Here is a 12,838-nt window from a genome sequence, read left to right on the forward strand (position 1 = left end):
TTCCGAGTCCGTCACGCCGCCCCGCGCTGGAGCGCCTCGCACACCGCCGTGGACTCGCGCGCACCCAGCTCAACCGCCCTTGCGCAGTGGGCGATCCAGGCCGCCATGCCCTCCGGGGTGCCGGAGACATAGCCGTCGAGGGCGGCCAGGTAGGCCGCGCGGCCCAGTTCGGCGTGGCCGACCTCGGCAGGGCAGACCGACTTGGGGTCGAGACCGCTGCCGATCAGGACGATGCGCTCGGCCGTCCGGGCGACCAGCCCGTTGTGGGAGACGAAGGGGCGCAGCGCCAGGAGTTCGCCGTGCACCACGGCCGCCGTCACCAGGGCGGGCGCGGAGCTGCCGGCGATGATCAGTTCCGACAGACCCTCCAGGCGTCCGGAGACCTCTGCGGCGCTCGGCGGCGGCAGCTCGATCAGCGGCTCACCGACGTCCTCGCCCTCCTGACGCGGCCGTCCGACCGCCCCCTCCTGGCTAGCAGCGGCCACGAGATGCAGCCGGGCCAGCACCCGCAGGGGCGACTGCCGCCAGATGGACAGCAGTTGGCCGGCCTCGGCCGTCAGCCTCAGGGCGGCGCCCACCACCCGCGCCTCGTCGTCGCCGCTGAAGTCGGAGCGCCGGCGCACCTCCTCCAGGGCCCAGTCCGCACCGGACAGCGCCGCGGAGCCGCGCGCGCCGCGCAGCGCCGCCTCGGAGGTGACCTCGTTGCTCCTGCGCCGCATGACCCGGTGCCCGTACACGCGGTCCACGGCCTTGCGTACGGACTCCACGGACCCGGCCACACCGGGCAGCGCGCCCAGGGCCGCAAGGGGGTCCTCCCTGCTCGCGCTCGTTCGAGAGCTTGGGGGAGGATCGGCGGCCGCTCCTGTCGTACTCATGAGTACGACCCTACGGGCCCGAACACCCCGCCCCACGAAGGAGTGGTCTTCTTCACGCACATCACCACCCTGGGCAACCATGCCGCTACGCTTCGTGAACATGAAAATTGCTTTCGTCGGGAAGGGCGGGAGCGGCAAGACCACTCTGTCCTCCCTGTTCATCCGCCATCTCGCGGCCACCGGCGCGCCCGTCGTCGCGATCGACGCCGACATCAACCAGCACCTGGGGGCCGCGCTCGGCCTGGAGGAGCCGCAGGCCGCCGCGCTGCCCGCGATGGGCGACCGGCTGCCGCTGATCAAGGACTACCTGCGCGGCACCAACCCGCGCATCACCTCCACCGAGACGATGATCAAGACGACCCCGCCGGGCGAGGGCTCGCGTCTGCTGCGCCTGTGCGAGGACAACCCGCTCTACGACGCCTGCGCGCACCCGGTGGAACTCGACGGCGGTGCCGCGCGTCTGATGGTCACCGGCCCCTTCACGGACGCCGACCTGGGGGTCGCCTGCTACCACTCCAAGACCGGGGCGGTGGAGCTGTTCCTGAACCACCTGGTGGACAGCCGCGACGAGTACGCCGTGGTCGACATGACGGCGGGCTCGGACTCCTTCGCCTCCGGGATGTTCACCCGCTTCGACATCACGTTCCTCGTCGCCGAGCCGACCCGGAAGGGGGTCTCCGTCTACCGCCAGTACAAGGAGTACGCCCGCGACTACGGGGTCGTCCTGCGCGTCGTCGGCAACAAGGTGCAGGGACAGGACGACCTCGACTTCCTGCGCGCCGAGGTCGGGGACGACCTGCTCGTGACGGTCGGGCACTCCGACTGGGTGCGCGCCATGGAGAAGGGCCGGCCGCCCCGGTTCGAGTTCCTGGAGGACGCCGACCGCCGCGCGCTGCGCCTGCTCCAGGTCGCCGCCGACGCCACGTACGAGCTGCGCGACTGGGATCGCTACACCCGCCAGATGGTGCACTTCCACCTGAAGAACGCCGCCTCGTGGGGAAACGAGCGGACCGGGACCGACCTCGCGGCGCAGATCGACCCCGGCTTCGTCCTCGGCGAGGGCGTCACCGCCCCGGCGTGAGCACCGCTACGGCTCGGGCGCCCCGGGCACGCCCTTGGGGGCCGGGGCCGGGCGGCTCGGCAGGAAGGACGCCCAGCCCCGCGCCGGAGCCTCGCCGACCTTGAGGGTCCGCAGCTCGGCGAGGGCCCGCGGGTCCTGGGCGTCCAGCCAGTCGGCCAGCTGATGGAAGGAGACACAGCGCACGTCGGGCTTGTTGCACACCTCCTTCACGACGTCCTCGACGGCGCGCATGTAGGTGCCGCCGTTCCAGGACTCGAAGTGGTTGCCGATCACCAGCGGGGCGCGGTTGCCGTCGTATGCCCGGTAGAAGCCCTTGAGCAGGCCGTCGCGCATCTGTTTGCCCCAGTAGTCGAACTTGGCGGGGTCGCCCTGGGTCTGCGTGCCGGACTGGTTGACCATGAAGTCGTAGTCCATGGCCAGTTGCTCGAAAGGCTGCCCGGGAAAGGGCACCAGCTGCATCGACAGGTCCCACAGGCCGTCCCTCTTCCTGGGCCACACCTGGTTGTTGACACCGCTGCTGTCGTAGCGGAAGCCCAGTTGGCTCGCCGCCTTGACGAAGTTCTTCTGGCCCTCCAGGCACGGGGTGCGGCCGCCGATGAGTTCCTTTTCGTAGTCGAAGGGCAGCGAAGCCGCGTTCTTCATGCCGGTGTTGGACTTCCAGGTCTTCACGAACTGCTTGGCCTGGGCGATCTCGCTCTTCCACTCGTCGACCGACCACGTTCCGACTCCGCCGTCGGGGCCGCAGAAGTGACCGTTGAAATGCGTGCCGATCTCATTGCCCTCCAGCCACGCCAGACGCGCCTGCCCGACCGTGTCGGCGACGCCCTGCGCGTCACTGAAGCCGATCTCGGAGCTGCCCGGGGCGTGCTGCGGCGGGCGGTACAGGTCCCGCTTCCCCCGCGGGAGCAGGTGCACGCCGCTGAGGAAGTAGGTCATGGTCGCGTTGTTGGCCTTGGCGACCTCGCGGAAGCGGGAGAACAGCTTCTGGCTGTCCTCCCCCGCCCCGTCCCAGGAGAACACGACGAACTGCGGTGGCCTCTCACCGGCCTTGAGCCGCTCCGGCCTGGGCAGGTGCGGCTGCGCCCCGGTGTACGCGGTGGACCCGTCGCCGATCAGGCGGACGATGCCCCCGGGCAGTTGCGGGCCCTTCCGAGGGGCGCCGGGCGCACCCCGCCTCGGCGCCTCGGGGCCGCTCGCGCAACCGGCGAGCGACGAGGCGCAGACCGTGGCGACGGCGATGCCCACGGCGATCCTCTGATTGGTGGCCATGTTCCGCGCACCTTCTTCCTTCTCTCGTCCGACGCCGAGACGGCGTGTGCTGGTGACGTGCCGGACGGGCCGACAGCGCCGTCAAGATCGCATGGACCGGAAAAGGAATTAGTATGACAAGCCGATAAAAAGCCCACTTCACTCAACGAGGTGATTTGCTGCCCCATTCGAGTTGACAATCGAGGTGTGGCCTTTACGTGGCATTACGATCGCTTTACTCAGCATTGATCCGCCGTTCCCATCAAGTCCCGCTGAGTCAGCCGAAAGTCGAGTCAGCCGAGAGTTCCGCGACCGTGCCACCCCGAGGAGACGGGAAACATGCCGGCCTGCGTCCCCGCCCACACCGCGAAGTCCGCCCGCACAGAGCGTTCCCACCCACCCCACAGCCCGCCCCGGCGACCGCGCCGCTTCCACCTCGCGGGCGCCGACCTGTCGGCCTCCGTCGCGGTCTTCCTGATCGCCCTGCCCCTCTCCCTCGGTATCGCCCTGGCCACCGGCGCCCCGCTGCGGGCCGGCCTCGTGGCCGCCGCGGTGGGCGGACTCGTCGCCGGACGGCTCGGCGGCTCACCGCTTCAGGTAAGCGGCCCGGCCGCCGGACTCACCGTCGTCACCGCCGATCTGATCCAGCGCTACGGATGGCGTACGACCTGCGCCGTCACCGTTCTCGCCGGTCTCGCCCAACTCGCCCTCGGCTGCCTGCGCGTGGCCCGCGGCGCGCTCGCCGTCAGCCCCGCCGTCGTGCACGGCATGCTCGCCGGGATCGGGGTGACCATCGCCGTCGCCCAGGTGCACATCGTCCTCGGCGGCAGCCCGCAGAGCTCCGTGCTCGACAATCTCCGTGCCCTGCCCGCCCAGTTGGCCGGCCTCGACCCGGCGGCCCTCGCCGTGAGCGCGCTGACCCTGACGGTGCTGCTGACCTGGCCGCGCCTGCCCGGGCGGGCGGGGCGCCTGCTGGGCAAGGTGCCGGCCGCGCTCGTCGCCGTCGCCGGGGCCACCGCCGTCGCCTCCCTCACCGGGCTGGTGCTGCCCAGGGTCGATCTGCCGTCCTGGCGCAGCCACGCCCTGGCCGGACTGCCCGAGGGTCCGGTGCTCGGGCTCGTCGCCGCGGTGCTCGGCACCACGCTGGTGTGCAGTGTGCAGTCGCTGCTCGGCGCGGTCGCCGTGGACAAACTGGTCGCGGGCCGCGCCGGAACGGCCACCCGGGTCGGCCGCTCGGACCTGGACCGGGAACTGCTCGGCCAGGGCGCCGCCAACGTCGTCTCCGGCGCGCTCGGCGGCCTGCCGGTCGCCGGGGTGGCCGTGCGCAGTACGGCGAATGTGCGCGCGGGCGCCGTGAGCCGGAACTCCACGATGCTGCACGGCGTTCTCGTGGTGATCGCCGCGCTGCTGATGGTCCCGGTGCTGGAGTTCGTCCCGCTCGCCTCGCTCGCCGCCCTGGTGATGGCCGTCGGCATCCAGATGGTGTCCCCGCACCACATCCGCACGGTGACCCGCCACCAGGAGGTGCCGGTGTACGCCGCCACCGCCCTCGGCGTGGCGGCCCTCGGCGTCCTCCAGGGCGTGGCGCTCGGCATCGCCGTGGCCGTCGCCGTCGCCCTGCGCCGCCTCACCCGCACCCGCATCACGCACGAAGAGCGGAAGGGAGTCCATCACGTACATGTACGAGGGCAGTTGACGTTCCTCGCGGTGCCACGGCTCAGCCGGGCCCTGCACCTCGTGCCGCCGGGAGCCGACGTGGTCGTCCGGCTGGACGGCTCGTTCATGGATCACGCGGCGTACGAGTCACTTCAGGACTGGCAGCGGACGCACACCGCGCAGGGCGGCTCGGTCGAACTCACCGGCCGTCGTGCCGGGGCCCGCATCGCCGAGCCCGCCGCGCCGGACGGCGTCCGGTGCCGCTGCCGACCCTGGACGCCCTGGCGCAACCACCAGTGCGGGAGCGCGGCACCGGCACCCGGCGACCGCGGTCACCGGCTGGCGCACGGCATCCGCGCGTTCCAGCACAGCACCGCGCCCCGGCTGCGCGAGGAACTGGCGCGGCTGGCGCGGGAGGGGCAGCGCCCGTCCCAACTCTTCCTCACCTGCGCCGACTCGCGGCTGGTCACGTCGATGATCACTTCCAGTGGTCCCGGCGACCTCTTCGTCGTGCGGAACGTGGGCAACCTCGTGCCGCCGCCCGGCCAGGGCGAGGACGACTCGGTGGCGGCGGCCGTGGAGTACGCGGTGGACGTGCTCGGGGTCCGCTCCATCACGGTGTGCGGCCACTCCGGCTGCGGGGCCATGCAGGCACTCCTCGCCTCGGGCCCTGACCTCGCCTCAGACTCCGGCTCCGGCTCCGGCTCCGGCTCCGGCTCCGGACAGATCCGTACGCCGCTCGGACGGTGGCTGCGGCACGGGTTGCCCAGTCTGGAGCGGATGGCGGACGACGGCCGCCGCGACCCCCGGCCGGCCGGCCGGCCGCCCGCCGACGCGGTCGAGCGGCTCTGCCTCACCAACGTGGTACAGCAGTTGGAGCACCTGCGCGCCCACGACTCGGTAGCCCGCGCCCTGCGGGAGGGGACGCTGGAACTGCACGGGATGTACTTTCATGTGGGCGAGGCCGAGGCGTACCTGCTCACGGGGGCGGACGGCAAGGAGACCTTCACCCGGGTCTCAACGACGGAGACTCCGCAGGCGGCGGCGCCACCCCTCACATTGAGCGACACATCGGACACTACGAGCGAGAAAGCGTTCCAGGAGTGAACCTCCAGGGATCGTCGTGCGTGACCCGTGGATGAGCGGGTGTCAGGATGGGAGGGGTTGACCGACACCCCGGGGCCCTCGGAGAATCGGGCGTATTGATTGGTCTAAACCACTGGGACGGTGTGCGACGATGGCAGACAACGAGCGTTCTTCACTCTCCAACCTCCTGAAGGAGGAGCGACGTTTCGCGCCGCCCGCCGACCTGGCTGCGAACGCCAACGTCACGGCGGACGCGTACGAGCAGGCCAAGGCCGACAGGCTGGGATTCTGGGCCGAGCAGGCCCGCCGGCTGACCTGGGCCGTGGAGCCGACCGAGACGCTCGACTGGTCGAACCCGCCGTTCGCCAAGTGGTTCAAGGACGGCACGCTCAACGTGGCGTACAACTGCGTCGACCGGCACGTGGAGGCCGGGCACGGCGACCGCGTCGCGATCCACTTCGAGGGTGAGCCCGGCGACCACCGTGCCCTCACCTACGCCGAGCTCAAGGACGAGGTGTCCAGGGCCGCGAACGCACTGCTCGAACTCGGCGTCCGGAAGGGCGACCGGGTCGCGATCTACATGCCGATGATCCCGGAGACCGCGGTCGCGATGCTGGCCTGCGCCAGGATCGGTGCCACGCACTCGGTGGTCTTCGGCGGCTTCTCCGCGGACGCGCTCGCCACCCGTATCCAGGACGCCGACGCCAGGGTCGTCATCACCTCCGACGGCGGTTACCGGCGCGGCAAGCCGTCCGCGCTCAAGCCGGCCGTCGACGAGGCGGTCGAGCGCGTGGACAACGTCGACCACGTGGTCGTGGTCCGCCGCACCGGCCAGGAGGTCGCCTGGACCGAGGGCCGGGACCTGTGGTGGCACGAGATCGTCGACGGGCAGTCCGCCGAGCACACGCCGGAGGCGTTCGAGGCGGAGCACCCGCTGTTCATCCTCTACACCTCGGGCACGACGGGGAAGCCGAAGGGCATCCTGCACACCTCCGGCGGCTACCTCACGCAGGTGGCGTACACACACTGGGCGGTCTTCGACCTCAAGCCGGAGACCGACGTGTTCTGGTGCACCGCCGACGTCGGCTGGGTCACCGGGCATTCGTACATCGTGTACGGGCCGCTGGCCAACGGCGCGACGCAGGTGATGTACGAGGGCACGCCGGACACCCCGCACCAGGGCCGCTTCTGGGAGATCGTGCAGAAGTACGGCGTGACGATCCTCTACACGGCGCCGACCGCGATCCGTACGTTCATGAAGTGGGGCGACGACATCCCCGCGAAGTTCGACCTGTCCTCCCTGCGGATCCTCGGCTCGGTCGGTGAGCCGATCAACCCGGAGGCGTGGATCTGGTACCGCAAGAACATCGGCGGCGACCGCACCCCGGTCGTCGACACCTGGTGGCAGACCGAGACCGGCGGAATCATGATCTCCCCGCTGCCGGGTGTGACCGCCGCCAAGCCCGGCTCGGCCCAGCGGCCGCTGCCCGGCATCTCCGCCACCGTGGTGGACGACGAGGCGAACGAGGTGTCCAACGGCGGCGGTGGCTACCTGGTGCTCACCGAGCCGTGGCCGTCGATGCTGCGCACCATCTGGGGCGACGACCAGCGCTTCATCGACACCTACTGGTCGCGTTTCGAGGGCCGGTACTTCGCCGGTGACGGCGCCAAGAAGGACGACGACGGCGACATCTGGCTGCTCGGCCGCGTCGACGACGTGATGCTCGTGTCCGGCCACAACATCTCCACCACCGAGGTCGAGTCCGCCCTCGTCTCCCACCCGTCGGTCGCCGAGGCGGCCGTGGTCGGCGCCGCGGACGAGACGACCGGACAGGCGATCGTCGCGTTCGTGATCCTGCGCGGCGCGGTCACCGAGACCGAGACCCTGGTCGGCGAGTTGCGCAACCACGTCGGCTCGACGCTCGGCCCGATCGCCAAGCCCAAGCGGATCCTGCCGGTGGCGGAGCTGCCGAAGACCCGCTCCGGGAAGATCATGCGGCGCCTGCTGCGCGACGTGGCGGAGAACCGGCAGCTCGGAGACGTCACGACGCTGACCGACTCCACCGTCATGGACCTCATCCAGGCCAAGCTCCCCACGTCGCCCGGCGAGGACTGAGCGGGGAACGCCCAGAAGACGGGCGAGGACTGAGTACGGCGTCAAGGGGCACCCGACGGGACAGCCGGGTGCCCCTTTCGCATCCCCGCATCCCCGGGAAGGCGCCGGACCCACTCGGCCGCCTTGGGTAAAGTAGGCGGACACCACAACAGAAAAAGACCCTCAGGTGCGCCGGGAAGTCTGGTCGGCATGTGTTCCGTCATGCCCACCGACCGGAGGTTCCCGTGGCCGCGCCCCGCACCGACACCCCAGCCCGCAAGTTCCTGGGACGCCTGTCCCTGCCCGAGCGGAACTTCGTGGCGGACGCGCTGCGCACCGAGACCGTCGGTGGTGTGATCCTCCTCCTCGCCGCGGTCGCCGCCCTGCTCTGGGCGAACATCCCCGGCCTGCGCGGCAGCTACGAGAGCGTCGGGCACTTCCACCTCGGCCCCGCCTCCCTCGGCCTGAACCTCTCCGTGGAGCACTGGGCCGCCGACGGACTGCTCGCCGTCTTCTTCTTCGTCGCCGGGATCGAGCTCAAGCGCGAACTCGTCGCCGGAGACCTCAAGGACGGCAGAGCCGCGATCCTGCCGGTGATCGCCGCGCTGTGCGGCATGGCGGCACCGGCCGTCGTCTACGCCCTGACCAACCTCGTCTCGGACGGCTCGCTCGGCGGCTGGGCGGTGCCGACCGCGACGGACATCGCCTTCGCGCTCGCCGTGCTCGCGGTCATCGGCACCTCGCTGCCCAGCGCCCTGCGCGCCTTCCTGCTGACGCTCGCCGTCGTCGACGACCTGTTCGCGATCCTGATCATCGCCGTCTTCTTCACCGGAAACCTGAACTTCGCCGCTCTCGGCGGCGCGGCGGCCGGTCTCGTCGTCTTCTGGCTGCTGCTGCGCAAGGGCGTGCGCGGCTGGTACGTGTACATGCCGCTCGCCCTGGTCATCTGGGCGCTGATGTACAACAGCGGCGTCCACGCCACCATCGCGGGCGTCGCGATGGGCCTGATGCTGCGCTGCGCCCCCCACGAGGGCGAGAGGACCTCCCCCGGCGAACGCGTCGAACACCTCGTACGGCCCCTTTCCGCCGGCCTGGCGGTGCCGCTGTTCGCCCTGTTCAGCGCGGGCGTCTCCATCTCGGGCGGGGCGCTGGCCAACGTGTTCACCCGGCCCGAGACACTCGGCGTCGTCCTCGGACTGGTCGTCGGCAAGGCGGTCGGCATCTTCGGCGGGACCTGGCTCACCGCCCGCTTCACCAAGGCGTCGCTCAGCGAGGACCTCGCCTGGGCCGACCTGTTCGCCGTGGCGACGCTCGCCGGGATCGGCTTCACCGTCTCCCTGCTCATCGGCGAACTGGCCTTCACCGGCGACGCGGCGCTCACCGACGAGGTCAAGGCCTCCGTCCTCGTCGGCTCCCTGATCGCGACGATTCTGGCGACCGTCCTGCTGAAGATCCGCAACGCCCGCTACCGGAGGCTGTGCGATTCCGAGGAGCGGGACGACGACCTCGACGGCATCCCGGACGTCTACGAGCAGGACGACCCCGCCTACCACCTGCGCATGGCCGAGATTCACGAGCGGAAGGCCGCCGAGCACCGACGGCTCGCCGAGGCGAAGACCGCCGAACAGGACGGGCTTGCCGAAGTGCCGGGCAGGGCAGGCGAGCAGGACGGCGGTCCGGCATGATCTGACGGGACGGTACAAATGACAGGAGCGTTCCCAGTCGGGCAGAAGTCAGGCAGTGACAGCAGCCGGACAGAGGCCGAACGGAACGCAGTCCGAAGTCAGGCAGGAGAGGAAGACCGCGATGAGCGCACCCGACGGCAGCCCGGTCGGCACCGAACGCAGCATCGGCCAGCTGTTCGCCTCGGCGACCACCGAGATGTCGGCGCTGGTGCACGACGAGATCGCACTGGCCAAGGCCCAGCTGAAGCGGGACTTCAGGCGCGGCGCGACCAGCGGCGGCGTGTTCAGCCTGGCCGGTGCGCTGCTGCTGTTCTCCCTGCCGATGCTCAACTTCGCGCTGGCGTACGGCATTCGCACCTGGAGCAACTGGAACCTCGCCCTCTGCTTCCTGCTGTCCTTCGCAGCCAATTTCCTGATCGCCGGCGTACTGGCGCTGATCGGTGTGCTCCTCGCGAAGAAGGCGAAGAAGAGCCAGGGCCCGCAGAAGGTCGCCGCGTCCATGAAGGCGACGGCCGGGGTCCTCCAGAAGGCCAAGCCGCACCCGCGCCCGGAGCCCGCCGCCCTGGAGGACCGCTCCCCCGCGGCCATCGAGGCTGTGGCACGCTCGACCTCATGACGGAGCCCGCCACCCCTTCGACGCAATCGACCCCGGTCGTCCGGATCGACCTGCCCGGCGGCAGGAAGGTGACGCACCGGGACGTCGCGGCCAACGGCGCCCGTTTCCACATCGCCGAGCTCGGCGACGGACCGCTGGTCCTGCTGCTGCACGGCTTCCCGCAGTTCTGGTGGACGTGGCGGCACCAGCTGGTCGCCCTCGCCGACGCGGGCTTCCGGGCCGTCGCGATGGACCTGCGCGGTGTGGGCGGCAGCGACCGTACGCCCCGCGGTTACGACCCGGCCAACCTCGCCCTCGACATCACCGGCGTGGTCCGCTCGCTCGGCGAGCCGGACGCCGCGCTGGTCGGCCACGACCTCGGCGGCTACCTGGCGTGGACGGCGGCCGCGATGCGCCCCAAGCTGGTACGGCGGCTCGCGGTCGCCTCGATGCCGCACCCCAGGCGCTGGCGTTCGGCGATGCTCGGGGACGTCCGGCAGACGGCGGCGAGTTCGTACATCTGGGGGTTCCAGCGGCCCTGGATCCCCGAGCGGCAGCTCACCGCCGACAACGGCGCCCTGGTGGCCCGGCTCGTACGGGACTGGTCGGGGCCGCGGCTGCCGGACGACGAGGCGGTGGAGACGTACCGCCGCGCCATGTGCATCCCCTCGACGGCGCACTGCTCCGTCGAGCCGTACCGCTGGCTGGTGCGCTCCCTGGCCCGGCCCGACGGCATCCAGTTCTACCGGCGGATGAAGCGGCCCGTGCGCGTGCCGACGCTGCATCTGCACGGCTCCCTCGACCCCGTCCAGCGCACCCGCAGCGCGGCCGGCTCGGGCGAGTACGTCGAAGCCCCCTACCGCTGGCGCCTCTTCGACGGCCTCGGCCACTTCCCGCATGAAGAGGACCCGGTGGCGTTCTCGACGGAGCTGGTCAACTGGCTGAAAGACCCCGAGCCGGATCGGTGACCCGGCCGATGCGCCCGGTATCCGAACGTGAACAGCTGTCCTGCGAACTGCCAATTGCCCGGCGCATAGGCCAATTGGGGAGTCCGCGGGCGGTTATCGACCTTGGGGCGGGGGCAGACGTCCCGGTATGGGCTGGACGCACGACTACAACGACGTAGCACGCACCCGCCGTTCGGTGAGCGGTCCCAACTCCCATCAGCGCGGAACTCCGCAGCTGACGGACACGGACCCACGGGTGGGCATTCCCCGCATCCTGCGCCGCCGAGCGCGCTGGGTCTCAGTACGCCTGCGTCACAGCCGCGGCTGACCCGGCACCGGCGGGCGCGCCCTACAACGCACAGTTGTCGCTGCCCACCTGCTGGTTCGCGGTACGACCCTGTGCGATGTCCTGCTGGATCTCGTCGACCGTGAGCGCGTAGCCGGTGTCGGCGTCGTCGAGGGACTTGGCGAACACCACGCCGTACACCCTGCCGTCGGTCGTGAGCAGCGGCCCGCCGGAGTTGCCCTGACGCACGGTCGTGTACAGCGAGTAGACGTCACGGCGCACGGTGCCGCGGTGGTAGATGTCCGGGCCGCTGGCCGTGATGCGCCCGCGTACACGCGCGGCACGGACGTCGTACGACCCGTTCTCCGGGAAGCCGGCGACGATCGCGCCGTCGCCGCTGCGCGCGTCCGTGCCGGTGAACTTCAGGACCGGCGCCTTCAGGTCCGGCACGTCCAGCACGGCGATGTCGCGGTGCCAGTCGTACAGGACGACCTTGGCGTCGTACTTCCTTCCCTCGCCGCCTATCTGGACGGTGGGTTCGTCGACCCCGCCCACGACGTGCGCGTTGGTCATGACGCGGCGGTTCCCGAAGACGAAGCCGCTGCCCTCCAGCACCTTGCCGCAACTGCGCGCGGTGCCCATGACCTTGACGACGGACTGCTTGGCGCGCAGGGCCACGGCGCTGTTCGCCAGCGCCGGATCCGGGGGCTGTACGTCGGTGATGGGCTCGTTGGCGAACGGGCTGAAGACCTGAGGGAAGCCGTTCTGCGCGAGGACGGAGGTGAAGTCCGCGAACCAGGTGTCGGCCTGGGCGGGCAGCACCTCGGAGACCCCGAGCAGCACCCGGGAGTTGCGCACCTCCTTGCCCAGCGTCGGTATCGTCGTGCCGCCGAGGGCCGAGCCGATCAGCCAGGCGACCAGCAGCATGGCGGCGACGTTGACCAGGGCGCCGCCGGTCGCGTCCAGGGCGCGGGCCGGGGACCAGGTGATGTAGACGCGCAGCTTGCTGCCGAGGTGGGTGGTCAGGGCCTGGCCGACCGAGGCGCAGACGATCACGACGATGACCGCGACGACGGCCGCGGTGGTGCTGACCGGTGTGTTGTCCGTCATCGCGTCCCAGATGACCGGGAGCGTGTACACGGCGAGGAGTCCGCCGCCGAGGAAGCCGATCACCGACAGGATGCCGACGACGAATCCCTGGCGGTAGCCCACGACCGCGAACCACGCGGCGGCGATCAGCAGCAAAATGTCCAGCACGTTCACCGCGTCGAGCCTCGCCTCATC

At 70.8% G+C, this 12,838-nt stretch carries 10 protein-coding genes; 7 read left to right on the forward strand and 3 right to left on the reverse strand.

Going from position 1 to position 12,838, the window contains the following annotated elements; all coding sequences use genetic code 11:
* Positions 1–11: 11 nt before the first annotated feature.
* Positions 12–875 (reverse strand): Fic family protein, encoded by an 864-nt coding sequence (locus ACWC91_RS29265; RefSeq protein WP_225076953.1) that lies wholly within the window; start codon positions 873–875, stop codon positions 12–14.
* Positions 876–975: 100 nt separating this feature from the next.
* Between ACWC91_RS29265 and ACWC91_RS29270 the strand changes: the two genes are divergently transcribed.
* Complete coding sequence (locus ACWC91_RS29270) at positions 976–1,956, forward strand: ATP-binding protein (protein ID WP_450643879.1); 981 nt, start codon at positions 976–978, stop codon at positions 1,954–1,956.
* 6 nt (positions 1,957–1,962) lie between these two features.
* Here the strand turns inward: ACWC91_RS29270 and ACWC91_RS29275 are convergent, their stop codons facing one another.
* Entirely contained in the window at positions 1,963–3,225 is a 1,263-nt protein-coding gene (locus tag ACWC91_RS29275) for a hypothetical protein (protein ID WP_450643880.1), read from the reverse strand.
* 318 nt (positions 3,226–3,543) lie between these two features.
* Here ACWC91_RS29275 and ACWC91_RS29280 point away from each other — a divergent pair, with 318 nt between their 5' ends.
* The 6 genes from ACWC91_RS29280 (at position 3,544) to ACWC91_RS29305 (ending at position 11,596) form a co-directional block, all read left to right on the forward strand.
* Complete coding sequence (locus ACWC91_RS29280; protein ID WP_376506175.1) at positions 3,544–5,967, forward strand: bifunctional SulP family inorganic anion transporter/carbonic anhydrase; 2,424 nt, start codon at positions 3,544–3,546, stop codon at positions 5,965–5,967.
* Between the two features lie 130 nt (positions 5,968–6,097).
* Entirely contained in the window at positions 6,098–8,062 is a 1,965-nt protein-coding gene (gene acs / locus ACWC91_RS29285) for an acetate--CoA ligase (RefSeq protein ID WP_225076957.1), read from the forward strand.
* A 224-nt stretch (positions 8,063–8,286) separates the two neighbouring features.
* A complete protein-coding gene (nhaA, locus tag ACWC91_RS29290; protein ID WP_225076958.1) occupies positions 8,287–9,726 on the forward strand; it encodes a Na+/H+ antiporter NhaA in 1,440 nt (479 codons plus the stop codon).
* Between the two features lie 121 nt (positions 9,727–9,847).
* Positions 9,848–10,342 carry a phage holin family protein gene (locus tag ACWC91_RS29295; RefSeq protein ID WP_225076959.1) on the forward strand — a complete coding sequence of 165 codons (495 nt, stop codon included), beginning with the start codon at positions 9,848–9,850 and terminating at the stop codon, positions 10,340–10,342.
* On the forward strand, positions 10,339–11,289 hold the full coding sequence (locus tag ACWC91_RS29300) for an alpha/beta fold hydrolase (RefSeq protein ID WP_225076960.1): 951 nt from the start codon (positions 10,339–10,341) through the stop codon (positions 11,287–11,289). Before ACWC91_RS29295 ends, ACWC91_RS29300 begins: the two co-directional genes overlap by 4 nt.
* 127 nt (positions 11,290–11,416) lie before the next feature.
* Complete coding sequence (locus tag ACWC91_RS29305; RefSeq protein ID WP_225076961.1) at positions 11,417–11,596, forward strand: hypothetical protein; 180 nt, start codon at positions 11,417–11,419, stop codon at positions 11,594–11,596.
* A gap of 21 nt (positions 11,597–11,617) precedes the next feature.
* On the opposite strand, the gene ACWC91_RS29310 is transcribed toward ACWC91_RS29305, so the two are convergent.
* Complete coding sequence (locus ACWC91_RS29310) at positions 11,618–12,817, reverse strand: MarP family serine protease (protein WP_225076962.1); 1,200 nt, start codon at positions 12,815–12,817, stop codon at positions 11,618–11,620.
* Positions 12,818–12,838 lie beyond the last annotated feature (21 nt).

It is taken from the genome of Streptomyces sp. NPDC001204 (assembly GCF_053598035.1).